The organism is Rhizobium sp. Rhizsp82 (assembly GCF_047325115.1).
Taxonomy (GTDB): domain Bacteria; phylum Pseudomonadota; class Alphaproteobacteria; order Rhizobiales; family Rhizobiaceae; genus Rhizobium.
Genome location: NZ_CP168571.1, coordinates 885119 through 910983, shown reverse-complemented (window position 1 = coordinate 910983; position 25865 = coordinate 885119). Strand labels below are relative to the sequence as shown.

Here is a 25865-nt window from a genome sequence, read left to right as displayed (position 1 = left end):
CCGTTGGTAATGCGTGGGCCGGTTGCAATTTTGATCTCCAGTTGATGGAGCTCCCGGAATGCATTCAGGTCGCCGGCCGCTGGCCCTCAGCCTCCTCGCTGCGATTGCCCTTACCCAAGCCTCCTGCGCGCAGAAGCCGCCGGCAACGGACCCGCGTACGACCGGGTCGATCTCGACTGGCAACAGCGCGGCGTCGTTGCCGCCGCCAGCCACGACCGGCCGTTCGCTGGAGCCGGTGACGGATGTGGAATCGGCCGTTCGGCGCGCAATCAACTGGCATCCGGCAATTCGCGAGGCTGCGGGCAAGATCAAGGAACAGGGCGAGCTGATCGCCGATGCGAAGTCCGGCTATCTGCCTTCGGTCGGCGGCGGCGTGAATCTCGGAGCCGAGAACAACGATCGTGGAGACTGGGCGCCGCGCTTCAATCTGACGGCGACGCAGATGATCTACGATTTCGGCAAGGTCTCCGGGCGTGTCGAAGCGGAATCGGCGCTGGAGGATGCGCGCAAGGCCGAGTTCCTGGCGAGCGTCGACGATGTCATCCGGGAGACGGCGCTGGCATCCGTCGAGGTGCTGCGGGCTGAGAAGCTCGCTGTCGTCGCCAACGATCAGATCGGCGACGTCCAGGCGATCGGGAAGCGTGTGGCCGCACGCACCGATCAGGGCGCAAGCACGCGCTCCGACAAGCTGCAGGCCGAGGCCCGTGTGCAATCGGCTGAATCGCGGGCGATCGAGATCGGCGCGCAGAAGCAGCGCTGGACAAGCGCCCTGAATGCACTAGTGGGCGCCACGTCGCCCGTGCAGCTCGGCGCATCGATGCCCGCGAAGCTGCAGACGGCCTGCGCCGGGGCGGCGCCGATCTTCGAGATCGTGCCGGCTGTCGTCGCTGCCAAATCCCGCAAGCGCGAGGCCGATGCCCGCGTCAAGGTCGCCCGTGTCGAGATGCTGCCGACGCTGGCGCTCGAGGCATCCGGCGAATTCAACATGTGGGACAGCAACGAGGATCCCGATTATGTCGTCGGCCTGAAGATCAAGGGCGACCTCTATAACGGCGGCTCGTTCCAGGCCCGCCAGAACGCCGCGAAATATGCGGCGCAGTCATCGGAAGCGGCAGTCGCCGCCGCGCTCTTCGACGTGCAGAAGAGCTGGAATGAATCGAGCGCCCAGGTCATCAGCCTCGAGGCGCTGCAGAAATCGCTGGCGTCGCGCCAGCCGATGATGCGCGAAACACGCGATCTCTATCAGAAGCAGTTTCTCGATCTCGGCACCCGTACCCTACTCGATGTGTTGAATGCCGATCAGGAGCTTCACTCGGCGCGCTTCGATGAAATCAACACGCGTTTCGACCTCTATAAGTTGAATGTAGAATGTGCTTATGCATCAGGCCGACTAAGAGAGGTCTTTGGGCTCACGCCACCGGGAGTGAGTGATGAAAGCGCTAACATTAAGAAAGTCGCTTCCGCCAAGCCGATCTGAGCTGACGTATTGAAATTCCCTGCGAATTTTTTTGAAACAATCCGGCTCCGGACGGCCGATCGCCTTGATATCAAGGGCGAAAGTGGCTCAAAGCGGGTCTTTGCGGCAAGACAGTCGCCGCAGACACGGCTGCAGATTGTACCATTTCGGTACGGAATGCTCTCAAACTGAGCAGCAACTTTCACCGATCCTAAATTTTAAGTGAAATCCGGCACCGACTGGCGGTTGAAGCTTCCGCTGGTTGTGGCAGTTTTTGACCATACGTGGACATCAAAGCGGCGATGGAGCAGCAGGTGTCCGTCGCTGTGGGAGGCGGCTGCAAAACGCTCAAGGGCAACATGTTTGAACGCCATCATCCGCCAAGGCGGTGGTGGACCGGGGCCGCATGACGCGGCGCCAAGCTGTTGAGGAGCCTATCGATGGTCGCAATCGTCTCGGACAAGGTGAGCGGTAAGACAGAAACCGTGGCGGAGGACAAGATCGTCCTCGAAAGGCCGAGCACAGTAAAGCTTGCCCTGTCGCCCAGTGACATCGCCTCCACCGCGCGCGTCGGCGACGACCTGATCATCCATCTGCAGAACGGCCAGGAAGTCGATGTCCAGGGCTTCTATCACAGCCAGGGTGGCGAGCAGAGCGAACTCGTTCTCGAGGATTCCTCCGGAAACGTCTGGATGGGCGACTATGCCGATGCAGCCGGCGATATCACCTTTACGCCAGCAGGCGCGGTCGACCAGCTCGTCGGCGCCGGGGCGGCGGCTGGTGGTGCAGGCGCGGGATCCCTCCTCGGCATCGCGCTGCCTCTTGCTCTTGCCGCGGGCGGTGTCGCGCTCGCCGCCGGCGGGGGTGGTGGCGGCAGCTCGGATGACGACACCGATTCCGACGCGGATTCTGATGCAGATGCAGATGCGGATGCCGACGCGGATGCTGACGCCGATGCTGACGCTGATGCCGATGCGGACGCGGATGCAGATTCCGACTCCGATGCGGATACCGATCCGCCTTCAGCCGCAACCAATCTGACGGTCAACGCATCCGGATTGCTGCTGAGCGGGCTGGGTGAAGCCGGTGCCACCGTCACGGTGAAGGATGCGAATGGCGATGTGGTCGGGACGGGCATAGTCGGCCCGAACGGCGCCTTCTCCATCGCTCTCGATCCGGCGCAGACAGATGGCAGCGCACTCTCCGTCACCCTGGAGGATGCGGCGCATAACGTCTCGGTGGCGGCAAACGTCACGACGCCCGATCTCGCGGCGCCGGAAGCCGCGACCGAGCTTGCCGTCAGCAATGGCGGCGCAACGCTTACCGGCCGCGGCGAAGCCGGCGCTACCGTCACGGTCACCGATGCGAATGGCGTCACGATCGGTACGGCAACGGTCGGAAACAATGGGACATTCACGGTGTCGCTGGCGCCGCCGCAGGCAAATGGTGGCGAGATCGACGTCGTGCTGAAGGATGCGGCCGGCAATTCCTCCACACCGCAGGGCCTGACGATCACCGACACCGAGGCGCCGGGTACGCCGACCAGTCTGCTCGTCAACGATGCCGGAACGGTCGTGACTGGCCACGGCGAGGCTGGGACGACCGTCACGGTCAGCAACGCCGCCGGCACGGTCCTCGGCACCAATACGGTCAATCCCGACGGCACCTTCAGCGTGACCATCGACCCGGCGCAGAGCGACGGCGTGCCCCTGAGCGTCGTGCTGAAGGATGCCGCGGGCAACACCTCCGATCCGGGCTCGGTCCTCGCGCCGGATGCCGATGCCCCGGCAGCTCCGACCGGTCTCGTCATCAACGCGCAAGGGACGGGTTTGACCGGCGAAGGCACTGGAGGCGCTCAGGTCAAGGTGACCAATGCGGCCGGTGATACGGTCGGTACCGGTACCGTTCTTGGAGACGGCACTTTCTCGGTGACGCTCAATCCCGCGCAGACGAATGGCGGGGAGCTGCATGTCGTGCTGACCGATGCCAATGGCACGTCGCAGCCCGGCATCGTGTTCTCCCCCGATCTGATCGCGCCCGATGCTCCGACCAATCTGCATGTCGATGACACCGGCGTCTCCCTGACCGGCCGTGGCGAGCCCGGCGCGACTGTCAGCGTCAAGAATGCTGCCGGTGATGTCGTCGGCACCGGCACTGTGGCGCCGGATGGGTCCTTCAACATAGCGCTGGCACCCGCCCAGGCGGATGGCGGCAATCTGCAGGTCACTCTCTCGGATGCTGCCGGCCATACGTCGGAAGCCGCCTCGACGCCGACGCAGGATCACCTCGCCCCCGATGCGCCGATCGATCTCGTTGTCAATCCCGCCGGCTCCGTGCTCACCGGCCGCGGCGAGGCCGGAACGACGGTCAAGGTCACGACCGCTGACGGCGTCCTCGTCGGCACCGCGCTCGTTGGCGCGGGCGGCACTTTCACCGTTCCGCTGAGCCCGCAGCAGGCCGACGGGCGGCCACTGGAGGTCACCCTTCAGGATACGGCCGGCAACACGTCAGAGCCTGGCACTGCCGCGACGGTGGATGCGACGCCGCCTGCAGCCGTCGCCGGACTTGATGTTAATGATGCCGGCACGGTGCTCACCGGCCAGGGCGAACCCGGAGCAACGGCGACTGTGACCAATGCCGCGGGTGCCGTAATCGGCACCGCGACGGTTGGGCCTGATGGATCCTTCACGATCGGCCTCTCCCCGGCGCAGACCGATGGCGGCGACCTGGAAGTCCGTTTGACGGATACTCAGGGCAATCAATCCGCCGCAGCCACCGTCGCATCGCCCGATCTCCTCGCTCCTGACGCACCGACCGATCTAGCCGTCGCGGCCGATGGCGGCAGTCTCACCGGCAAGGGGGAGCCCGGCTCGACCGTTACGGTCACCAACGCCGGTGGCGATCCCATCGGTACGGCAACGGTTGGCACCGACGGCAATTTCACCGTCGCACTAGCGCCGCCGCAGACGGATGGCGGCAATCTCAATGTCACTCTGACCGACTCCAATGGCAATGCCTCGGCGCCCGAACAGGTGCCGTCGACCGACCTGCTGGAGCCCGACGCGCCGACCAATCTCTCGCTCAATCCCGCCGGCACCGTGCTCACCGGCCGCGGCGAAGCTGGGGCGACGGTGATCGTCACCAATGAAGCCGGCACTCAGGTGGCGACCGGTACGGTCGGTACTGACGGTACCTTCACAATCCCGCTCAATCCGGCTCAGGCCAATGGCGATGACCTCACCGTCAGGCTCGACGACCCCGCCGGCAACCAGTCCGAGACAGCCTCGATAACGACACCTGATCTCGCGGCTCCCGATGCTCCTCTCGACGTCGCGATCAACGGCGCCCGGACGGTGCTGACCGGCGACGGCGAGGCCGGCGCGACCATCACCGTCAAGGATGCCGATGGGGTCACTGTCGGCACCGGCCTTGTCGGTCCCGACGGAAGCTTTTCGATCAATCTCAGCCCGGCGCAAACCGCGGGCGGCATCCTGCAGATCGTCCAGGCGGATGCGGCGGGCAATGCCTCGCAGGCAACGGCCTTGCCCTTGACGGATATTCAGCCGCCGGAGCCGCCGACCAGTCTGCTGGTCAGCGCCAGTGGGCTGCAGCTCACCGGTGTCGGCGAGGTTGGTGCCACGGTCACAGTGACCAATAGTTCCGGCACCGTGCTTGGCACTGCCCTCGTCGGTGCCAACGGCGCCTTCAGCGTCGCGCTCTCGCAGGCACAGCTCGACGGGCAGACGCTCAGCGTCACGCAGGAGGATGCCGCAGGGAATGATTCCACGGCGGCTACGGTGCTCGCGCCCGATCCTGATGCCCCGCCCGCACCGGACAATCTGATCGTCAATGCCGAGGGAACGGCCTTGATCGGCGACGGCCTCGCCGGCAGCACGGTCACGGTTTCGCGCGCCGACGGGACGGTCATCGCCACGGGCACGGTCGGCGGCAATGGCACCTTCACTATCCCGCTTGATCCGGCACAGGTCGATGGCAGCGACCTGAAGGTGGTGCTGACCGGAGCCGGCGGAACATCGCAGCCGGGCTTCGCCGAGACGCCCGACCTGACGCCGCCCGATGCGGCGACCAATCTCTCCGTTGACGATGGCGGGGCAACGCTGATGGGCAGAGGCGAGCCCGGCGCGCTCGTCACCGTCACCAATGCTGCCGGTATCGAAGTCGGCACCGGCACGGTCGGCGCCAACGGCGTCTTTAATGTGGCGCTCTCGCCCGCGCAGGCCGATGGCGGCAACCTTTCCGTCGTGCTTTCTGATGCGGCTGGAAACGACTCCGATCCGGCAAGCACAGCCACCACTGATACCACTGCCCCGGACGCGCCGACTGAGCTCGGCGTCAACGGAACCGGGACGTCGCTGACCGGCGAAGGCGAAGTCGGTGCAACGGTTACCGTGACCAATGCCGCCGGCACTGTCGTTGGCACCGGCGTTGTCGGCGCCAATGGCGCCTTCACGATCGGCCTCTCCCCGGCGCAGATCGATGGCGGTGACCTGCAGGTGGTGCAGAAGGATATCGCTGGAAACATCTCCGATCCCGGCACCGCGGCTACCCCCGATCTCGTCGATCCGGCCGCGCCCACCGGGCTTACGGTCAACGCTACCGGCACCCTGCTCACCGGCCAGGGTGAGGCAGGCGCGACGGCGACGGTCTATAACGCCCTCGGCGTCGCCGTCGGCACGGCGATCGTGGCCGCAGGCGGTGCCTTCAGCGTCACTCTGTTCCCGGCACAAGCCAATGGCGGCGCGCTGACGGTGGTGCTCGAAGATGCCGCACACAATATCTCCGATCCCGGATCGATCCTGACACCGGACCTGCTGCCACCGGATGCGCCGACAGGTCTTTCCGTCAATGCATCGGGCACGGAGCTGACGGGCACGGGCGAGGCTGGAACCACGGTCACCGTCGTTGATACCGATGGCAATGTCGTCGGTACCGGCGTGGTTCACGCCGACGGCACCTTTAGCATCGGCCTGTCGCCGGCGCAGGTCGATGGCGGCGCTCTGGAGATCGAGCTCAGGGATACCGCCGGCAACATCTCGCTTCCCGGCAGCATTCTCGCGCCAGGGCTCGACTTCCAGCTCACCGATGCCAGCGCCACAGCGACGCTCGATCGCACCGTGACGGATATCCCGGAAGCGAAGCCCTCCACCGCATCGGATACGCAGTTCGATCTGCTCGGGCTCAACATCGGAAATCTTGCAAGCGTCAACCTCGGCTCTGCAAACCAGCCGGTGGTGAACTTCAATCTCGGTGGGGCAAACAACCACGTCGCCCTCGATCTCGGGATATCGGGCGCGCTGCAGATCGGCCTGCTGAGCAGCTACACAGTCATCATCGAGCGCTTCCAGAATGGCGCTTGGGTGCGTCCGGGCGATCTCGGCAATCAGGTGCACAACGGCATCCTCGATCTCGATCTGCTCGGTCTGGGCAGCACCCATGCCGGGATCAGCCTCGACGACATACCGGCCGGCACCTACCGCGCAACGCTGGTTCCCGACGCCGGGGTCAATATCGGCGTTGCCCTGACACGCGACATATCCGTGGTGGCAACGGATCTCACGGAACAGGTCAATGTCAGCGTCGGAGAAAAGGCGACCGGCAATTTCATCGCCAGTTCAGCGACCGGCAGCGTCGATGACCTCCAGGTCGGCTCGGTCAATTTCGACGGCCATGCGCACGCGATGGTCAATGGCAGCGTCAGCGTCACCGGTGATTTCGGCACGCTGCTGATCCATGCCGACGGCAGCTACACCTACACGCCGGATACCGGCATCACGGCGGGCGGTACGGATCATTTCGCGGTGACGGTCTTCGACCCCGATACCGGCAATGCGCTGACCGCCGATCTGAGCATCGATGTCGATATCCATGACGCCTCGTCCGCCACGGCTGCGGCATCCAGCATCTCGACCCTTGCTTTTGCCGAGACCGATGCGGTGGACGCAAGCAGCGCGACGACGCATGCGACGGCCGAACGCACCGACAGCTCCACCCATGATACCGGCGATTCAGCCAATCACGCCACCGGCGACGAGACGGCGGGGCTGGTGCCGGATCAGGGTGGTCAGGAGATCGACCTCAGCGGCCTCTCGGCGATCTCGCACGATGCCGCGGCAACAGACACGGGATCGGCGGCCCCGGTAGCTGTGGAGACGCACGAGGTCGCGGCCCCCGTCGAGACCGCGGCGACTGTCACGATCGATCCGTTCGAGCCGATCAAGCCGGATGACGATCTGACCACGCATAAGCTTCCTGTCGTGTGACGGTTAGGAGATTGCCGATGGCTCTTGCAGACGACACTCCCGCAGCATTCGAACAGCGAAGCGGGGCCACGGCCGCAGTCGCATCGAACACTGCAGATGATCCGCGTGGCCTGCGCTGGATCGAGATCGTCGGCAGGCTTGCGCAGCATTACGGCATCACGCATTCCCGGTCTGCCAACAGCTACTTGCCGATCATGCAGGAGACGGCGTCGCCGTTGCGCCGCATCGAGAAGCTCGCTCGCCGCTTCGGCCTGGATGTGAAGCCGGTTGAACCGGTGGTCAGCGGCATCACCGGCCGGCGCCTGCCGCTGCTTTTGGAATTGAAGGACGGCGCGGTTGGCCTGATCACCGAGATCAGGGATGGCGAAGCCAAGATCACCTTTGCCGAGGATAACGGCCAGTGGACTTGGATCGAGACATCCTATCTGAAGGATGGCATTGCCCATCTGCTGATCGCGCGCGACGCCCGTACACGGACCGACGAACGGGTGGATGCCTATATCGCGCCCGATACGCACGGCTGGTTCCGCAAGCTGGCGCTCAATGATCTTCGCCCCTACGGCTATGTGCTGCTTGCCTCGCTGATCGCCAACGCCTTGTCGGTGACCGGCGTGATCTTCTCGATGCAGGTCTATGACCGCGTCGTGCCCGCCAATTCGATGAGCACGCTGGTCGTGCTGTTCATCGGCGTCATGCTCGCCGTGGTCTTCGATTTCATCATGCGGAAGATCAGGACGCTGATCATCGACGTGCTCGGAAAACGCGCCGATATCAAGATTTCGGACGTGGTCTTCGGTCATGCCTTGCGGGTGCGCAACCAGAACCGGCCGAAGGCGACCGGAACCTTCATCGCGCAGCTGCGCGATCTCGAGCAGGTCCGTGATCTCTTCACCTCGACGACCGTCGCGGCGATCGCCGATCTCCCCTTCTTCTTCCTCTTCCTGGCGCTGATGGCGCTGATCGGCGGATGGCTTGCGGTCATCCCCGCGGTGGCGCTGCTGCTGATGATCGCTCCCGGATTGCTCGCCCAGCGCCGCCTGCGGGCATGCGCAGGCCAGGCGATGCGCGAGGCGTCGCTGCGCAATGCCATGCTGGTCGAGGCTGTTCAGGGCATCGAGGATATCAAGGCCCTGCAGGCCGAAAGCGTGTTTCAGGAAAAGTGGAACACGTTCAATACGGCGAGTGCCGATGCCCAGGTCCGGCTGCGCTACATCACCAGCATCCTCACGGGCTGGGGGCACAGCATTCAGACCAGCGTCTTTGCCGTTATCGTCTTCTGCGGGGCGCCGATCGTTATGAAGGGCGACATGAGCACCGGTTCTCTGGTCGCCTGCTCGATCCTCGGCTCGCGGATGATGGCGCCGATGGCGCAGCTGACGCAGGTCTTGAGCCGGTTTCAGCATGCCAAGCTCGGTCTGCAGAGCCTCAATACGATCATGAAGATGCCGGTCGATCATCCGCCGGCGGAAACGCGGCTCTCGGTCGGCTCGCTGCTCGGGCAGTACCAGCTCAGCAATACGCTCTATTATTACGGCCAGCCCGTCGGCAAGCCGGCGCTTTCGGTGGCGGAACTGAAGATCGATGCCGGCGAGACGATTGCCCTGCTCGGCAAGAATGGCGCGGGAAAATCGACCCTGCTTCAGGCCTTGTCAGGGCAGATCGAACCTGCCTCCGGCGAGGTGCTGATAGACAATCTCGCCATGGAGCAGATCGATCCCAACGATCTCCGCCGCGAAGTCGGTTTGCTGACGCAGAACTCGCGGCTGTTTCACGGCACCATACGCGAAAACATCCTGCTCGGTGCGCAGAGCGCCTCCCAGCAGGCGCTGCTCGACGCCCTGCAGATGACCGGCGCCGACGACTTCATCCGCATGATGCCGAAAGGCCTTGATCACTTGATCGATGAAGGCGGGCGAGGTCTTTCCGGCGGCCAGCAACAGGCGCTGCTCCTGTCACGGCTGCTGATCCGCAACCCATCCGTCGTTCTCCTCGACGAGCCGACGGCCTCGATGGACGAGGCAACCGAGCGGCTCTTTATCCGGCGGTTTTCCGCCTGGTGCCGCGGCAAGACGGTGGTGATCGCCACGCACCGGATGCGGGTTCTCGACCTGATCGAGCGTGTCGTGGCGCTCGATCAGGGCCGGATCGTGCTCGACGCGCCGAAGGAGCACGCGTTGCGGGCTCTCAGAGGCGAACCGGCGCCGCAGACACCGGAGACGGCGATCGCCCAGCGCGAGCGCCTCGAGCGAGCCTTCGAGCAACGTCCTGTTCAGGAGCGGAGCAGCCCATGAGCACCTCTTTTTCCCGCGCCATCGACGATAGCTGGCATTTCGGCGGCGAAGATGCCGTCCGCCTCTCCAAGGCAACGCGCGTCGTCAAGCTCTTCCTGCTGCTCCTCATCGTGGCGATCGGCTGGGCGAATTTCGCTGTTCTCGACGAGGTCTCGACCGGGGACGGCAAGGTTGTACCGATCCGCCGCGAACAGGTCATCCAATCGCTGGAGGGCGGTATCGTCTCGACGTTGAAGGTTCAGGAGAACCAGATCGTCGAGGCCGGACAGCTGCTGGCGCAGCTCGACCCGACGCTCACCGAATCCGATGTCGGTGAATCGACGGCCAAATATCGTGCAGCGCTGGCAAGCTCGGCGCGGCTGACGGCAGAGGTCAATCAGACCCCGCTTGTCTTTCCCGATGAGCTGAAAAGCGATCCCGATCTGATTGCCACCGAAACCAAGCTCTACGATGCGCGGCTTGGAAACCTGAAACAGACGCTGAAATGGCTGGACGAGTCCCTGGCGCTCAGCCGCCAGGAGCTCAGCGTCAACGAAGGCCTGAGCCAGATGGGGGCGGCAAGCAGCGTCGAGATCATCCGGCTGAAGCGCGAACAAGCGGAACTCGAGCTCAAGAAGGTCGAGGCGACGACGCAATATGTCGTCGAGGCCCGCGAGCAGCTTTCAAAGGCCAATGCCGACGTCGCCTCGCTGCGCTCGGTGATCAAGGGCCGTTCCGACAGCCTTGCGCGCCTGACGCTGCGCTCGCCGGTGCGTGGCATCGTCAAGAATATCGAGGTCTCGACAATCGGCGGCGTCGTGCCGCCAAACGGCAAGCTGATGGATATCATACCGCTGGGCGATCAGTTGATGATCGAAGCGCGCATGTCACCGCGCGATATCGCCTTCGTCCATCCGGATCAGCGGGCGACGGTGAAGATTACCGCCTATGACTACGCGATCTATGGCGGCCTGGAGGGCAAGGTCGTGACGATCTCGCCGGATACGATCCAGGACGAGGTGGATCCCGAGATTTATTATTACCGCGTCTTCGTTAAGACCGAGAAGGATGCGCTGAGCAACGCGGCCGGCAAGCAATTCCCGATTTCGCCGGGCATGATCGCAACCGTCGACATCCATACAGGCGAGAAGAGCGTGCTCGACTATCTGATCAAGCCCTTCAACAAGGCGCGTGAAGCGATGAGAGAGCGTTGAGGCATGATAGGGTTTATCTCCGACGCCGATCTCGCGGCGCTACGCGAGCAGGTGCGGCGAGGCTGCCAAGAGCTTCAACACCCCTACCCTGCCTTCGTGCTGTTCATCTCCTTCTCCTCCGGCAAGCAGCGCGCGGCGGTCCGGATTGTGCGTGGCGCAACGTTCGACGCCGTTTGGAAGGCCGGGGACGCGGCGATACGCGACCTTGCGGAGCAGCAAACGGGTGAGAACTTCTGGCTCCGCATCGATTGGCCGATGGCCGTCGACGCGACGACTTTCGCTGAGCTTCGGCGCATGCTCGCGGGCACCAAGCGGAACTACTTCCGGCTCGGCATCAGTTTCGATGAGAATTTCGAGCGTGCCCTCCTTGAGCAGGAGCTGAACGCCAATGCGATGCTCTATGGCGGCAATCATAATCCGACGGCCGAATTCAACGAGGGCAACGTCCGCAACTACTTTCAACGTCGCTTTCCCCGCACTCCCCTGCCAGCCTTTGGTGATGACACACCAGTGCATCTCTTCGCCAGCAAGGGCGCGTTCTTCGATGGCGATACCTTGCACGATCTCTATACGACTGGCCGCAATGCCGGCCGGCGTGTTGTAGATGCGCTGAGCATCCCGTTGCTCAATTCGCTGATTGCGGCCGGATCTGATTTTCTCGCCGATCAGGTCGGTGCGGACGGGCGTTTCGTCTACGGCCTGTATCCATGCTTCGACCGGACCATCGATAGCTACAATACGCTCAGACACGCCAGCGCGACCTACGCGATGATCGAGGCCTACGAAGTCACGCGCAGCCAGTCGTTGCGCAACGCGATCGAGCGTTCATTGACCCGCATGAGGGACGACTACATCGTGCACACGGATATGCCGGATGGGCGCCCTGCCGCGTTTCTGGTCGAGGCGAATTCCGAGATCAAGCTTGGTGGCAATGCGCTGGCGATCCTTGCGCTCGCCAAGATGGCTGAGGTGGAAGGCGGCGGTGCTGATCTCGCGCTGATGTCGCGGCTCGCAGCTGGGATATCGTTCATGCAGGACGCGGAGAGCGGCGCATTCCGTCACGTTCTAGATTTCCCATCGCTCGCTACCAAGGATGCGTTCCGGACGATCTATTACGAGGGCGAGGCCGCCTTTGCGCTGATGCGCCTTTATGATCTCACCGGAGACAGGGCGTTGCTGAAAGCGGCCCAGCGGGCTTTCTCGCATTTCATCGCGGACGGCTATGAGAGGCATCACGATCACTGGCTGGCCTATGCCGCCAACGAACTCACCCGCCATTGCCCGCGGGAGGATTATTACCGCTTCGCGATTGCCAATGTCGCCAGTCACTTGGATTTCGTCGCCAACCGGATCACCACGTTCCCCACCCTGCTGGAGCTGATGATGGCGTCTCGGCAGGTGCTGACCCGGCTGGAAGGTGACCGAGAACATGCGCATCTGCTCGGAGACATCGACCGGAGGCGTTTCGGCGCGGCCCTTGAACGCCGGGCCCTCTATCTGCTGAACGGTCACTTCTGGCCGGAGCTCGCAATGTTCACGAAGAACCCTGCACGGATCGCAGGCTCATTCTTCATCCGCCATCACGCCTTCCGGGTGCGCATCGACGATGTCGAGCATTACCTGTCCGGACTGATCGCCTATCGCCGGCAGGCCTTGGAAGCCGCGGCAATCGTGGGCCTCGGCCAGCGCAATCTGGCAGGAGATCACGACGCTCCCGAAGATTGCCCGCAGGCACAGCCTGCCGGGTAAGTGCGTACGCCGTTGCTGATGCGTAAATCATTTCAAAAACAGCTGCTTAACGGCCGTTTCCGATAAAATGATTTAAGGTTTTTCGCTTTGGGCTGGCCAGTTTTGTTGAAATATATTCAATGGCTTAGGCGGGTATATTGAACTTATTTTCTAGAAATCTTCCGGCCGCCGCATCGATCTGCGGCGGCCGAGCCTTGGGAGGCTAGTCTTTCTTAGATAATGCCGCCACCACCTGCGGCCGAAGCCGGGCGCTCAGCGGCGACCTTCTTGCGGTAGCCGCTGGCGCGGTAGGTTGCGACCGGGTCGATAGCGCCGCCGGCGCGGCGGCGGGCTTCGGCGAGGATCGGCTCGACATCGGCGCGATAGGCGCGCTTCAGCGTTTCGGTCGCCATCAGCGCGTCGTTTTCGTCTTGATAACCGGCGAGCGCCTTGCGGTCGACGAGCAGCGCCTGCGCATAGGCGCGGCGGATTTCGTTGGCGCTGTTGATCAGGCTCTCGATCGGATCGGTGACGTTATGCGACTGGTCGATCATATGGGCCGGATTGAAGTCGTTGACGCCGCGCTGTTCGGCATCGACAAGCTCGTTGAAGACTAGGAACAGGCGGTAGGGCTCGATCGAACCGGCATCCAGGTCGTCGTCGCCGTACTTCGAGTCGTTGAAATGGAAGCCGCCGAGCTTGCCGAACTGGATCAGCCGGGCGACGATCATCTCGATATTGGTGTTCGGCGCGTGGTGGCCGAGGTCGACGAGGCACTGCGCCTTGGGGCCGAGCGTCTGGGCGATCAGGTAGTTGGTGCCCCAATCCTGCACGATGGTCGAGTAGAAGGCCGGCTCGTACATCTTGTGCTCGGAGAACAGCTTCCAGTCGTCGGGCAGCGCCTTGTAGATGTCGCCCATCGAAGCGAGATAGCGCTCGAAAGCCTTGGTGAAATTGCTCTGGCCCGGGAAGTTCGAGCCGTCGCCGATCCAGACGGTCAGCGCCTTGGAGCCGATCGACTTGCCGATCTCGATGCATTCGAGATTGTGGTCGACGGCCTGGGCGCGGGTTGCCGCGTCCGTATGGCTGAGCGAGCCGTATTTGTAGGAATGCTTCTGGCCGGGCGCATCCGAGAAGGTGTTGGAGTTCATGGCATCGAAACCGAGGCCGAGCGCATCCCCCTTGGCGCGCAGCTCCTTGGCATCGGCCTTGTCCCACGGAATATGCAGCGAGACATTCGGCGTCGCCCGCGTTAGCTCGTTGATGACGGAGCAATCGTCGAGCTTGTCGAAGATGCCGCGCGGCTCACCGGTTCCCGGGAAGCGCGCAAAGCGCGTGCCGCCGGTGCCGACGCCCCAGGAGGGAACGGCGACGAAGAATTCGGACACCTTGCGGGTGACGTTTTCGATATCGATGCCGCGGCGCGAAAGCGTGGCGCCGAGCGCGTCGTAGTCTTCTTTGAGCGCTTTTGCGCGCTTTTCATTTTCCTGCGCAATGACATCCTGCGCGATTTTCTGTTCGGTCATGATTTCCTCCCGGCTTCGCTGCGGTTTTGGACGCGCGCTATAACATTCCTCATTCCTGTGCTTGTCACAGGAATCCAGCCACGGCGCGTCCGCGCCGTGAATGACTCAATTCTTGCCGGGGCCTCAGTCTCCCGCGCCCAAGGACTTGGGCGCACTGGATTCCTGTGACAAGCACAGGAATGAGGGAGGAGAGAAAGGCCCCCGCGTTATTCCGAAACGACCCTTATCGCGGGAAGCTCTGTGCGTTGCCTGCGTCGACGTTGATGATGTTGCCCGTAGACTTGGCCGACAGATCGGACGCCAGGAAGTAGATAGCTTCGGCGATATCTTCCGGGAAGACGTTGAGCTTCAGCATCGAACGCTTGCGGTAATGTTCCTCAAGATCGTCCACCTCGATCTTCGAGGAGGCCGCGCGCTGTTCGCGCCACTCGCCGTTCCAGATCTTCGAGCCGCGCAGAACGGCATCCGGGTTGACCGTGTTGACGCGAATGCCGGCTTCCGCGCCTTCGAGCGCAAGGCAGCGTGCGAGATGGATCTCGGCGGCCTTGGCGGTGCAATAGGCAGCCGCGTTCGGCGACGAGGCAAGGCCGTTCTTCGAAGCGACGAAGACAACGTTGCCGCCGAGATTCTGCTTGCGGAACAGGCGGAAGGCCTCGCGCGAAACGAGGAAGTAGCCGGTCGCGAGAATATCGATATTCTTGTTCCACATCGACAGCTCGGTGCTTTCGATCGGCGCCGAGGATGCGATACCGGCGTTGGAGACGAGGATATCGACGCCGCCGAACTCGACGCAGGATTCGGCGAAGGCTGAGATGACCGCATCTTCCCGGGTGACATCGAGCTTGACGCTGCGAACCGCATCGGCGCTGTACTTCTTGGCGAAATCGGCTTCGGCGGCAGAGAGCGCTTCGGCATCGATATCGGCGAGCACCACGCAGGCGCCCTCGCCCATCAGGCGGGCGGCCGTAGCGCGGCCGATACCACCGGCGCCGCCGGTGACGAAGGCAACCTTGCCGGCGAGGCTCTTCGGCTTCGGCATGCGCTGCAGCTTGGCTTCTTCAAGCAGCCAGTATTCGATATCGAAGGCTTCCTGCTCCGGCAGGCCCTGATATTCGGAAACCGTCGAAGCGCCGCGCATGACGTTGATGGCGTTGACGTAGAACTCGCTGGCGATGCGGGCCGTTGCCTTGTCGCGGGCAAAGGAGAGCATGCCGACGCCGGGCACCAGGAAGATGACCGGGTTCGCATCGCGCATGGCGGGCGAATTGTCGTGCTTGCAGTCATTGTAATAGCGGGCGTAGTCGGCGCGGTAGGCTTCCAGCGCCGCATCGAGACCGGCGATGATGGCATCAACATCTGGCTTGGCCGGATCAAGTTCGACGATCAGCGGGCGGATCTTGGTGCGCAGGAAATGGTCGGGGCAGCTGGTGCCGAGCGCGCCGAGCGGGCGCAGGTTCTTCGAATTGACGAACTCGAGCACGGCGTCCTGATCGTCGAAATGGCCGAGCTTGCGCTCCTGCTTGCCGATGCGGCCGCGGATTTCCGGCATCAGTCGGGCGGCAATGGCGCGGCGCTCGGCAACCGGCAGGCTCTCGGTCGCAGCACCGCCGAAGATTGTCTTGCCTTCGGTCTGCTGCGCGAACCACTCGATCGCCTTGTTGATGATATCGAGCGTCAGTTCGTAGCAGGCCTTGGCATCGTTCGCCCAGGTGAACAGGCCGTGGCTTTCGAGCACGACGCCCTTGGCATTCGGGTTGGCCTTGACGAAGGCTTCGAGATCGAGGCCGAGCTGGAAGCCCGGGCGGCGCCAGGGCAGCCAGCCGATGTCGGCACCGAAGATCTGCTGCGTCAATTCCTTGGAATTCTTGGAAGCGGCAATGGCGATGATCGCGTCCGGATGCATATGGTCGACATGCGTGAACGGCACGAAGCCGTGCAGCGGCGTATCGATCGAGGCAGCGCGGGAGTTCAGGTTGAAGGTGCAATGCGGCAGGAAGCCGACCATGCGGTCTTCGTCTTCGACACCCTTGTAGATACTCTTCAGCGAGTCGAGCTTGTCCTGATAGAGCGTCGCGAAGCCATCGAGCTTGATGGTGCCGACGTCGCCGCCGGAGCCCTTCACCCAGAGAACCTTGACCTTTTCGCCATTCAGCGGATCGGTTTCCATCACCTTCGCAGAGGTGTTGCCGCCGCCGTAATTGGTGATGCGCTTGTCGGCGCCGAGGAGGTTCGAGCGGTATAGCAGCTTGCCGGGCTCGTCGAGTTTTGCCGCGTAGCTGTCATCCCAACGGTTATCAAGAAGCCGGACGTTGGCCGCCATGTCATCCTCCCATATGAGTTCTTCTGCGCGGAGAAATCCACGCTGTTGTCGTGACCGATATCGCTCATGAAAATGCGCGTTGTCAATCGAAAACGATCAAAAACAATTATTGTGCAGCGCAATATGAAAATTCTTGATCGTTTTTGATTGACAGCTTTTAACCGATACGAAATAAATATGACACGGAGGACCCAATGCACGAACGCGAACGCCATCGCATCATCATGAGCGCGGTACAGGAAAAGTCTGTCGTCACGATACAGGATATCGCTGAACTGACCGAGGCTTCCGAGGCCACGATCCGTCGTGACATTGCGGCCCTTCATGTGCAGGGCAAGATCCGCCGCGTGCGCGGTGGCGCCGAGGCCGTTCACCCGCCGCAGCTGGGCAATCTGGCAGGCCGCCCGTTCCGCGTGTCAGAATCAGTCAATATCGATAAGAAGCGCGCAATTGCCCGCGCAGCCGTCGATCTCTGCGATCCCGGCGATGCCATCATCATCAATGGTGGCACCACGACATTCCAGATGGTTCACTTCATGTCCGGTCACCGGATGCAGGTGATGACCAATTCCTTCGCGATCGCTGAGCATCTGGTGAAGCACTCGAAGAATACGGTGACGGTCCCGGGCGGCGTGATCTATCGCGAGCAGAGCCTGATCCTGTCGCCCTTCGACAATGACGCGATCCGTCATTTCTATGCGCGCCGCTTTTTCTTCGGTGCCCAGGGTGTCGGCCCGCACGGCATCATGGAAGCCGATGCGCAGATCATTCAAAGCGAACAGAAGCTGATGCATCAGGCAGACGAGCTCGTCGTCATGGTCGACTCAAGCAAGTTCCGCCGCCGCTCGAGCCTCATTCTGTGCCCGCTCGAGCGCGTTTCGACGATCATCACGGACGATGGCATCCCGGAGGAGGCCGTCCGCATGATCGAGGATGCAGGTATCAAGCTCGTGATCGCGAGCGCAGCCGCACAGGCGGCAAGGGAGGATTCCTCGTCGGTCGCCTGAGGGGCGCCGGCCGGATGTCGTTAGACTTAATCAACGTGGGAGGATGAAAGCATGAAATTCGCAAAGAAACTTGCAATCGGCGTGGCATTTGCCGTCGCTGTGATGGCCGGCTCGGCCAGCGCCAAGGACATCAAGATCGGTCTCGTCGTGAAGTCGCTGGGCAACGGCTTCTTCGACGCCGCCAACAAGGGCGCGCAGGAAGCAGCCAAGGAACTCGGCGGCGTGGAAGTGATCTACACCGGCCCGACCTCGACGACGGCAGAAGGCCAGATCGAAGTCATCAACTCGCTGATCGCCCAGGGCGTCGATGCGATCGCCATCTCGGCAAACGATCCGGACGCTGTCGTTCCGGCCCTCAAGAAGGCCGCACAGCGCGGCATCAAGGTCATCTCCTGGGACTCCGGCGTTGCACCTGAAGGCCGTATCCTCCAGCTGAACCCGTCGTCCAACGAGCTGATCGGCAAGATGTGCCTGACGCTCGTCAAGGATCACCTCGAAGGCGGCAAGGGCGATTTCGCCATCCTGTCGGCAACGACGACCTCGACGAACCAGAACATCTGGATCGACCAGATGAAGAAGCAGCTGAAGGACTTCGCTGGCCTGAACCTTGTCACCACGGTGTACGGCGATGACCTCTCGGACAAGTCCTACCGCGAAGCTGAAGGCCTCCTGAAGTCCAACCCGAACGTCAAGGTCATCGTCGCTCCGACGACGGTCGGCGTTCTCGCCGCTTCCAAGGTTGTCGAAGACAAGGGCCTCGTCGGCAAGGTTTACGTGACGGGTCTCGGCCTGCCGTCCGAAATGGCCGGCGCGATCAAGTCTGGCGCGACGAAGGAATTCGCAATCTGGAACCCGATCGACCTCGGCTATTCCGCAACGCAGATCGCCTATCACCTCGTCAAGGGTGATGCCGACGGCAAGCCGGGCACGGAAATCGAAGCCGGCCGCATGGGCAAGATCAAGATCGACGACAAGGGCGAAGCCGCCATGTCCGATCCGTTCGTCTACAACGCTTCGAACATCGACCAGTTCTCCAAGGTCTTCTGATCCTACGAAAACATCCGGACACCCGGCGGCTCCAAGCCGCCGGGCTTCTCTTTCTTCATGGTTTTGCTGATGACGACTGCCCTTCAAGAACCAGTCCAGGCCACACGGCCCGATGACGCGCCCGCCATTCTCGAAATGCGCGGCATTTCGCAGATATTTCCGGGCGTGAAGGCGCTCGATAATGTCAGCATTGCGCTCTATCCGGGCAAGGTTACCGCGCTGATCGGCGAAAACGGCGCCGGCAAGTCGACGCTCGTCAAGATCCTCACCGGCATCTACCGCCCGAACGAAGGCGAGATCATCGTCGATGGGCAGACTGTCAGCTTTACGAGCGCGCAGGCCGCGATCGATGCAGGCGTCACCGCCATCCATCAGGAAACCGTGCTCTTCGACGAGCTGACGGTTGCAGAAAACATCTTTCTCGGCCATGCGCCGAAAACCCGCTTCCGCACCATCGACTGGAAGGCGATGAACGAGCGCTCGAAGGAGCTGCTGATCTCGCTGGAAAGCAATATCGATCCGACGATCCGCCTGAAGGATCTCTCGATTGCGCAGCGCCATCTGGTGGCGATCGCCCGCGCGCTGTCGATCGAGGCCCGGATCGTCATCATGGACGAGCCGACGGCTGCCCTTTCGCGCAAGGAGATCGACGATCTCTTCCGCATCGTCCAGGGCCTGAAGGCCAAGGGCAAGGCGATCCTCTTCATCAGCCACAAATTCGACGAGCTCTACGAGATCGCCGACAATTTCGCCGTCTTCCGCGACGGCAAGGCGGTCGGTGCCGGGCGTCTCAAGGAGACGCCGCAGGATACGATCGTCAAGATGATGGTCGGCCGCGATGTCGAGAACGCCTTCCCGAAGATCGACGTGGCGATCGGCGCTCCGGTGATGAGCGTCGAGAAATACTGTCACCGCACCGAATTCCGCGACATTTCCTTCACGCTCCGCAAGGGCGAAATCCTCGGAGTCTACGGCCTGATCGGCGCCGGCCGCTCCGAGCTCAGCCAGTCGCTGTTCGGTATCACCAAGCCACTCTCCGGCCGCCTGACGCTCGAAGGCAGGGAGCTTTCGATCAATTCGCCGCTCGATGCGATCCGCGCCGGTATCGTCTATGTGCCCGAAGAGCGCGGCCGCCATGGCCTGGCGCTGCCGATGCCGATCTACCAGAACATGACCCTGCCGTCGCTGACGCGCACCTCGCGCAAGGGCTTCCTGAAGGCTGCGGAAGAATTCGCCCTCGCCCGCAAATATGCCGAGCGGCTGGATCTGCGCGCTGCAGCGCTCTCCGTGCCCGTCGGGACGCTTTCAGGCGGCAACCAGCAGAAGGTCGTCATCGGCAAGTGGCTCGCCACCATGCCGAAAGTCATCATTCTCGACGAGCCGACCAAGGGCATCGATATCGGCTCCAAGGCCGCCGTCCACGGCTTCATCAGCGAGCTCGCGGCCGAGGGCCTGTCGATCATCATGATTTCTTCGGAACTGCCTGAAATCATCGGCATGTCGGACCGCGTGCTGGTGATGAAGGAAGGCCTTTCGGCCGGTCTCTACGACCGCGACAAACTCTCGCCGGAAGTGCTGGTGCGCGCGGCGACCGGAAATGCGTGAGGTAAAAGCATGGCAAGACTGATCAAAAAACGCGAAACCCTGCTTTTCCTCATCATCGTCGTGATGATCGGCATCTTCTCGACGCGCGCGTCCGATTTCGCGACGCCGTCGAACCTCGCCGGCATCTTCAACGATACTTCGATCCTGATCATCCTGGCGCTGGCGCAGATGACCGTCATCCTGACGAAATCCATCGACCTGTCGGTCGCCGCCAACCTTGCCTTTACCGGCATGGCGATCGCCATGCTGAACGCCGCCTATCCCGGTATCCCCTTGATCGTGCTGATCGTCGCGGCGATCGCGATCGGCGCCGCACTTGGCGCCATCAATGGCTTTCTTGTCTGGGCACTGGAAATACCGCCGATCGTCGTGACCTTGGGCACGCTGACGATCTACCGCGGCATGGCCTTCGTTCTCTCCGGCGGCGCCTGGGTCAACGCCCATCAGATGACGCCGACTTTCCTCTCCGTACCGCGCGAGCCGATCCTCGGCCTGCCGGTCTTGAGCTGGGTCGGCATCATCATCGTGCTTCTGATGTACATGCTTCTGAAATACACGCAGTTCGGCCGCTCGGCCTATGCGGCCGGCGGCAATCCGACCGCCGCCGTCTATGCCGGGATCGATACCGGCTGGACGAAGTTCCTCGCCTTCGTGCTCTCGGGCGCACTCGCTGGCCTTTCCAGCTATCTCTGGGTCTCGCGCTATGCCGTAGCCTATGTCGATATCGCCAACGGCTTCGAGCTCGACAGCGTCGCGGCCTGCGTCATCGGCGGCATCTCGATTGCCGGCGGCGTCGGCTCGGTCATCGGCACCGTGCTCGGCGCGCTGTTCCTCGGCGTCATCAAGAACGCGCTTCCCGTCATCGGCATTTCGCCCTTCACGCAGATGGCGATTTCAGGAACCGTGATCATCCTCGCCGTCGTCTTCAACGCCCGGCGTGAACGCAATCGCGGCCGCATCATCCTGCGGGACAAGGCAGCAGCAGAGGTGGCAGCATGAGCACCGTTTCGTCAGCCGCGCCTGAAAAGCGCGTCATTCCCGATCGGCTCGGCACGCCTTTCCGCCGCGTCATGTCGAGCTGGGAAGTCCTGCTCTTCGGCGTCGCCGTGCTGATCTTCATCTTCAATTCCGTGGCGTCGCCCTACTTCCTCGACGCCTGGAACCTCTCGGACGCGACCTTCAACTTCACCGAAAAGGCGATGATCGCCTTTGCCATGGCGCTGCTCGTCATAGCCGGTGAAATCGACCTCTCGGTCGCCGCCATCATCGCGCTTGCCTCGACGGCGATGGGTGCTGCCGTTCAGGCAGGCTTCGGGACGCCTGTCATCGTCCTGATCGGCATCGGAACCGGCCTCCTCTGTGGCATCTTCAATGGCTTCCTGGTTTCGGTAATGAAACTGCCGTCGATCGTCGTGACCATCGGCACGATGAGCCTGTTCCGCGGCATTTCCTATATCGTGCTCGGCGACCAGGCCTACGGCAAGTATCCGGCCGATTTCGCCTATTTCGGCCAGGGCTATGTCTTCTGGGTGTTCTCCTTCGAATTCGTGCTGTTCATCGTGCTGGCGATTGCCTTCGCGATCCTGCTTCATGCCACGAATTTCGGCCGCCAGATCTACACGATCGGCAATAACGAATTCGCCGCCCGCTTCTCCGGCATTCCGGTCGAGCGCATCAAGTTCATCCTTTTCGTGCTGACAGGCGTGATGAGCGGCATCGCAGCCGTCTGCCTGACCTCGCGTCTCGGCTCGACGCGCCCGTCGATTGCCCAGGGCTGGGAGCTTGAAGTGGTGACCATGGTCGTGCTCGGCGGCGTATCGATCCTCGGCGGCTCCGGCACGATCGGCGGCGTCGTCATCGCTGCCTTCGTCATGGGTCTGGTGACCTTCGGCCTCGGCCTGCTCAACGTGCCCGGCATCGTCATGTCGATCTTCATCGGCCTGCTCCTGATCGTCACCATCGCCATCCCGATCATCGCCCGCCGCATCAAGCTGATGAGTTCCAAATGACCTTGCAGAAACACGCCTTCAAGATGAAGCTTAATCCGGGCATGGAAGCCGAATACATCAACCGGCATGACGAGATCTGGCCGGAACTGATTGATCTTCTTCACAAATCCGGCGCCAGCGATTACTCGATCCATCTCGACCGTGAGACCAACACGCTGTTCGGCGTGCTGACGCGCCCGGCCGATCACACGATGGCCAGCCTGCCGGAGCATCCGGTGATGAAGAAGTGGTGGGCGCATATGGCCGACATCATGGCGACGAACCCCGACAATTCGCCCGTCCAAAGCGATCTCGTCACCGTCTTCCATATGCCATGAACCGCTACCGCCGCATCGCCGTTCTCGATATCGGCAAGACCAATGCCAAGGTCGTCGTGCTCGACGCCGAAACCGGCGCCGAGATCGCTGCCGCCAAGATGGCGAATACCGTTCTCAAAGACGGCATCTATCCGCATTACGATGTCGAAGCGCTCTGGTCCTTCATGCTCGACGCCTTCCGGCGCTTTGCGAAGGAGCCGGGTTTCGAGGCAATCTCGATCACCACCCATGGTGCATCGGCCGCTCTGCTTGGGGCCGGTGGCACGCTCGCCATGCCTGTCATCGATTACGAGCACGAGTACCCGCAGGCGATCCGCGATGCCTATACCGCGCTTCGCCCGCCCTTCGCCGAGACCTATTCGCCGCGTCAGACGATGGGCCTGAATATCGGCGCCCAGCTGCATTATCAGAAGACGGCTTTTCCGGACAACTTCGCGAAGGTCGCCGCGATCGTCACCTACCCGCAATATTGGTCGGCGCGGCTGACCGGCGTTGCTGCCAACGAGGCGACGTCGCTTGGCTGCCATACCGATCTGTGGAACCCGAAGACCGGGCAATATTCGACGCTTGTCGATACACTCGGTATTCGCGGCCTAATGGCACCGATCCGCTCGGCCTTCGATGCGCTCGGCCCACTGCTGCCTGATATTGCCGAGAAGATCGGCATATCCGTCCCGGTCTATTGCGGCATCCACGATTCAAACGCCTCGCTGCTGCCGCATCTGGTTGCCCGTGCAGCGCCCTTCGCCGTCGTCTCGACCGGCACCTGGGTCGTCAATTTCGGCGTCGGCGGTGATCTGGAACATCTCGATGCGAAGCGCGATGCGCTCGCCAATGTCGATGCCTATGGCCGCGCTGTCCCCTCCTCGCGCTTCATGGGCGGGCGTGAGTTCGAGATACTTTCGGCCGAGATCGGCAAGGTTTCCGAGGAGGATGCGATCGCTGCCCTGCCATCCGTCATTTCCGAAAAGATCATGCTGCTGCCCAATGTGGCGCCGGGTTCCGGACCCTTCCCCGGACGGGAAAGACAATGGATCAATGCCGATGCGGCGAGCCCTGCCGAGTGCTATGCGGCCGCATGCGTCTATCTCGCGCTGATGAGCCAAGCCTGCTTCGATCTGATTGGTGCCAAGGGGCCTGTGATCGTCGAGGGCCCCTTCTCGACGAACGGTCTTTACCTCCGGCTCGTGGCGGCCCTGACGCAGCGCGAAGTCATCGCGCTTCCCGGCTCGACCGGCACCAGTCAGGGCGCTTCGCTGCTGACCGGCGTCAAGCCGGCGCCGACCAAGGAGACGCGTTTCGCGCCGTCCGATATCGCCGGGCTCGTGGCCTATCGCGCCGCTTGGTATGCGCTGACGGAATAACAGTCTTTCCAAGGCCGCGCTTTACCCCATCTATCTCAGGCGTTTAGTTTGCGCGCACACATCAGGTGGAGGAAATACCATGACAGATTCAGCCTTCGATCCGCGCGCCCTTGCGGCCAAGCTTCGCAGCCTTCGCAACGCCGGCAAGCAGGCCTCCACCGCGGAGTTCCCGCTGCCCGGCGACCATCGCCAGGCCATGGATGCGCAGAATTTCCTTTCGGCCGAGGAAGGCATTCGCAGCAATGCCTGGAAGGTCGCGATGCCGGCGGACAATCAGCCGGTAACGGCGCCGCTGCATCCCTATGTCGAAGCCGTATCGGGCGCGAAGCTCCCCTGGGTCGCGGGCATGAAGTACGAAGCGGAGATCGCGGTGCGCCTCGGCAAGGATCTGCCGATCCGCAGCGGCGGCAAATACACCCGCGCCGAGATCGCGGATGCCGTTGCTGATGCCTATCTCGGCGTCGAGCTGTCGTGGACCGCGGTCGCCGAGGGCAACAAGATTTCTCCGCTGCTCTTCCTCGCAGACCGCCTTGCCAATCTCGGCTATGTGCTCGGTCCGGCGCTGCCGCGGTCGATCCTCGATACCTGCACCGGCACGCCGCTGAAGGTGACGCTGAACGGCCAGCCGATCTATGATGCGACGGCCCAGCATGTGAAGGTTGATGTGCTCACCTGGCTGGTCGACTATGCCAACGACTCGTTCCGGCCGGACAGCTCGTTGCGCTCCGGCGCAGTCATCACCACCGGCTCGCTCTGCGGCGCGATCGAGCTTGCCTCGGGCGGCGAGCTCGACACGACGCTCGGCGATGCCAGGATGCACCTGTCGCTGACGCAGTAATCAGTCCCTGTTGCGGAACATCTCGATGATGGCGGAAAAGTCCTTTCCGCCATTGCCGAGTTTTTCGAACAACGCATAGAGCTGCGCCGCCTCGGCGCCGAGCGGTGTTGATGCGCCGCTCGACAGTGCCGCTTCCTGCGACAGCCGCAAGTCTTTCAGCATCAAGGCCGCAGCAAAGCCCGGCTTATAGTCATTGTTGGCGGGCGACGTCGGGACCGGCCCGGGAACCGGGCAATAGGTATTGATCGACCAGCATTGGCCCGACGAGGTCGAGGCGACATCGAACAGCGCCTGATGCGAGAGACCGAGCTTTTCGGCGAGCACGAAGGCCTCGCAGACGCCGATCATCGAAATACCCAGGATCATGTTGTTGCAGATCTTGGCGGCCTGCCCGGCTCCCGCCTCGCCGCAATGGACGATCTTCTTGCCCATCGCCTCGAGGATCGGCTTCGCCTTGGCGAAGCTCTCCTCCGATCCGCCGGCCATGAACGTCAGCGTGCCCGCCGCCGCCCCGCCGGTGCCGCCGGAGACCGGCGCATCGAGCGACAGGCAGCCGGCTGCCTTGGCGAGATCATGCGCCTTGCGCGAACTCTCTACATCGATGGTCGAGCAGTCGATGACCAGCGAACCCTCCGCCGCCGATTGCAGGATATCGGCCCAGGCGGTCAGCACATGCTTGCCCTGCGGCAGCATGGTGACGATGATCTCGGCATCCTTGAAAGCCTGGCTGGCATGGCTGGCGGGCTTCACGCCGCTCTCTTCCGCCGCCTTTAATACCGTTGCGGCGAGGTCGAAGCCGGTCACCTGATGGCCCGCCTTGACGAGATTGGCAGCCATCGGGCCGCCCATATTGCCGAGGCCGATGAACGCGATCCGTGCCATT

Annotated in this window: 16 protein-coding genes; 13 read left to right on the top strand and 3 right to left on the bottom strand. The window is 62.6% G+C overall.

What is annotated here, in order from left to right:
- Window positions 1-58: 58 nt before the first annotated feature.
- The 5 genes from ACEN84_RS28375 to ACEN84_RS28355 all read left to right on the top strand — a co-directional run bounded on the left by ACEN84_RS28375 (window position 59) and on the right by ACEN84_RS28355 (window position 12970).
- On the top strand, window positions 59-1477 hold the full coding sequence (locus ACEN84_RS28375; protein WP_413711390.1) for a TolC family outer membrane protein: 1419 nt from the start codon (window positions 59-61) through the stop codon (window positions 1475-1477).
- A 419-nt stretch (window positions 1478-1896) separates the two neighbouring features.
- Complete coding sequence (locus tag ACEN84_RS28370) at window positions 1897-7737, top strand: Ig-like domain-containing protein (RefSeq protein ID WP_413711389.1); 5841 nt, start codon at window positions 1897-1899, stop codon at window positions 7735-7737.
- Between the two features lie 17 nt (window positions 7738-7754).
- A complete protein-coding gene (locus ACEN84_RS28365) occupies window positions 7755-10028 on the top strand; it encodes a type I secretion system permease/ATPase (protein ID WP_413711388.1) in 2274 nt (757 codons plus the stop codon).
- Window positions 10025-11221 carry an HlyD family type I secretion periplasmic adaptor subunit gene (locus ACEN84_RS28360; RefSeq protein WP_413711387.1) on the top strand — a complete coding sequence of 399 codons (1197 nt, stop codon included), beginning with the start codon at window positions 10025-10027 and terminating at the stop codon, window positions 11219-11221. The genes ACEN84_RS28365 and ACEN84_RS28360 overlap by 4 nt, the downstream gene beginning before the upstream one ends.
- Before the next feature lie 3 nt (window positions 11222-11224).
- A complete protein-coding gene (locus tag ACEN84_RS28355; RefSeq protein ID WP_413711386.1) occupies window positions 11225-12970 on the top strand; it encodes a hypothetical protein in 1746 nt (581 codons plus the stop codon).
- A 212-nt stretch (window positions 12971-13182) separates the two neighbouring features.
- Here ACEN84_RS28355 and rhaI read toward each other — a convergent pair whose 3' ends face one another.
- On the bottom strand, window positions 13183-14475 hold the full coding sequence (rhaI, locus tag ACEN84_RS28350; RefSeq protein WP_413711385.1) for an L-rhamnose catabolism isomerase: 1293 nt from the start codon (window positions 14473-14475) through the stop codon (window positions 13183-13185).
- A gap of 223 nt (window positions 14476-14698) precedes the next feature.
- Complete coding sequence (locus ACEN84_RS28345; protein WP_413711384.1) at window positions 14699-16795, bottom strand: bifunctional rhamnulose-1-phosphate aldolase/short-chain dehydrogenase; 2097 nt, start codon at window positions 16793-16795, stop codon at window positions 14699-14701.
- A 194-nt stretch (window positions 16796-16989) separates the two neighbouring features.
- Here ACEN84_RS28345 and ACEN84_RS28340 point away from each other — a divergent pair, with 194 nt between their 5' ends.
- The 8 genes from ACEN84_RS28340 (at window position 16990) to ACEN84_RS28305 (ending at window position 24982) form a co-directional block, all read left to right on the top strand.
- Window positions 16990-17802, top strand: a complete 813-nt coding sequence (locus ACEN84_RS28340) for a DeoR/GlpR family DNA-binding transcription regulator (RefSeq protein ID WP_112720559.1) — start codon at window positions 16990-16992, stop codon at window positions 17800-17802.
- A 51-nt stretch (window positions 17803-17853) separates the two neighbouring features.
- Window positions 17854-18849 carry a rhamnose ABC transporter substrate-binding protein gene (gene rhaS, locus ACEN84_RS28335; RefSeq protein ID WP_413711383.1) on the top strand — a complete coding sequence of 332 codons (996 nt, stop codon included), beginning with the start codon at window positions 17854-17856 and terminating at the stop codon, window positions 18847-18849.
- Between the two features lie 69 nt (window positions 18850-18918).
- Window positions 18919-20454 carry a sugar ABC transporter ATP-binding protein gene (locus tag ACEN84_RS28330; RefSeq protein WP_413711382.1) on the top strand — a complete coding sequence of 512 codons (1536 nt, stop codon included), beginning with the start codon at window positions 18919-18921 and terminating at the stop codon, window positions 20452-20454.
- Window positions 20455-20463: 9 nt separating this feature from the next.
- Window positions 20464-21453 (top strand): ABC transporter permease, encoded by a 990-nt coding sequence (locus ACEN84_RS28325; RefSeq protein ID WP_413711381.1) that lies wholly within the window; start codon window positions 20464-20466, stop codon window positions 21451-21453.
- Window positions 21450-22463 (top strand): ABC transporter permease, encoded by a 1014-nt coding sequence (locus ACEN84_RS28320; RefSeq protein ID WP_413711380.1) that lies wholly within the window; start codon window positions 21450-21452, stop codon window positions 22461-22463. Before ACEN84_RS28325 ends, ACEN84_RS28320 begins: the two co-directional genes overlap by 4 nt.
- Window positions 22460-22780: an L-rhamnose mutarotase gene (gene rhaM, locus ACEN84_RS28315; protein ID WP_413711379.1), complete on the top strand. Its 321-nt coding sequence runs from the start codon at window positions 22460-22462 to the stop codon at window positions 22778-22780. The genes ACEN84_RS28320 and rhaM overlap by 4 nt, the downstream gene beginning before the upstream one ends.
- Window positions 22777-24144, top strand: coding sequence for an FGGY-family carbohydrate kinase (locus ACEN84_RS28310; protein ID WP_413711378.1), 1368 nt, complete (start codon window positions 22777-22779; stop codon window positions 24142-24144). The genes rhaM and ACEN84_RS28310 overlap by 4 nt, the downstream gene beginning before the upstream one ends.
- 79 nt (window positions 24145-24223) lie before the next feature.
- A complete protein-coding gene (locus ACEN84_RS28305) occupies window positions 24224-24982 on the top strand; it encodes a fumarylacetoacetate hydrolase family protein (RefSeq protein WP_413711377.1) in 759 nt (252 codons plus the stop codon).
- On the opposite strand, the gene mmsB is transcribed toward ACEN84_RS28305, so the two are convergent.
- Complete coding sequence (mmsB, locus tag ACEN84_RS28300) at window positions 24983-25864, bottom strand: 3-hydroxyisobutyrate dehydrogenase (protein ID WP_413711376.1); 882 nt, start codon at window positions 25862-25864, stop codon at window positions 24983-24985.
- Window position 25865 lies beyond the last annotated feature (1 nt).

Excerpts from the sequence above, each read along its gene's own strand:
- ACEN84_RS28375 (WP_413711390.1), top strand. The coding sequence starts at position 59 with ATGCATTCAGGTCGCCGGCCGCTGGCCCTCAGCCTCCTCGCTGCGATT.
- ACEN84_RS28370 (WP_413711389.1), top strand. The coding sequence starts at position 1,897 with ATGGTCGCAATCGTCTCGGACAAGGTGAGCGGTAAGACAGAAACCGTG.
- ACEN84_RS28365 (WP_413711388.1), top strand. The coding sequence starts at position 7,755 with ATGGCTCTTGCAGACGACACTCCCGCAGCATTCGAACAGCGAAGCGGG.
- ACEN84_RS28360 (WP_413711387.1), top strand. The coding sequence starts at position 10,025 with ATGAGCACCTCTTTTTCCCGCGCCATCGACGATAGCTGGCATTTCGGC.
- ACEN84_RS28355 (WP_413711386.1), top strand. The coding sequence starts at position 11,225 with ATGATAGGGTTTATCTCCGACGCCGATCTCGCGGCGCTACGCGAGCAG.
- rhaI (WP_413711385.1), bottom strand. The coding sequence starts at position 14,475 with ATGACCGAACAGAAAATCGCGCAGGATGTCATTGCGCAGGAAAATGAA.
- ACEN84_RS28345 (WP_413711384.1), bottom strand. The coding sequence starts at position 16,795 with ATGGCGGCCAACGTCCGGCTTCTTGATAACCGTTGGGATGACAGCTAC.
- ACEN84_RS28340 (WP_112720559.1), top strand. The coding sequence starts at position 16,990 with ATGCACGAACGCGAACGCCATCGCATCATCATGAGCGCGGTACAGGAA.
- rhaS (WP_413711383.1), top strand. The coding sequence starts at position 17,854 with ATGAAATTCGCAAAGAAACTTGCAATCGGCGTGGCATTTGCCGTCGCT.
- ACEN84_RS28330 (WP_413711382.1), top strand. The coding sequence starts at position 18,919 with ATGACGACTGCCCTTCAAGAACCAGTCCAGGCCACACGGCCCGATGAC.
- ACEN84_RS28325 (WP_413711381.1), top strand. The coding sequence starts at position 20,464 with ATGGCAAGACTGATCAAAAAACGCGAAACCCTGCTTTTCCTCATCATC.
- ACEN84_RS28320 (WP_413711380.1), top strand. The coding sequence starts at position 21,450 with ATGAGCACCGTTTCGTCAGCCGCGCCTGAAAAGCGCGTCATTCCCGAT.
- rhaM (WP_413711379.1), top strand. The coding sequence starts at position 22,460 with ATGACCTTGCAGAAACACGCCTTCAAGATGAAGCTTAATCCGGGCATG.
- ACEN84_RS28310 (WP_413711378.1), top strand. The coding sequence starts at position 22,777 with ATGAACCGCTACCGCCGCATCGCCGTTCTCGATATCGGCAAGACCAAT.
- ACEN84_RS28305 (WP_413711377.1), top strand. The coding sequence starts at position 24,224 with ATGACAGATTCAGCCTTCGATCCGCGCGCCCTTGCGGCCAAGCTTCGC.
- mmsB (WP_413711376.1), bottom strand. The coding sequence starts at position 25,864 with ATGGCACGGATCGCGTTCATCGGCCTCGGCAATATGGGCGGCCCGATG.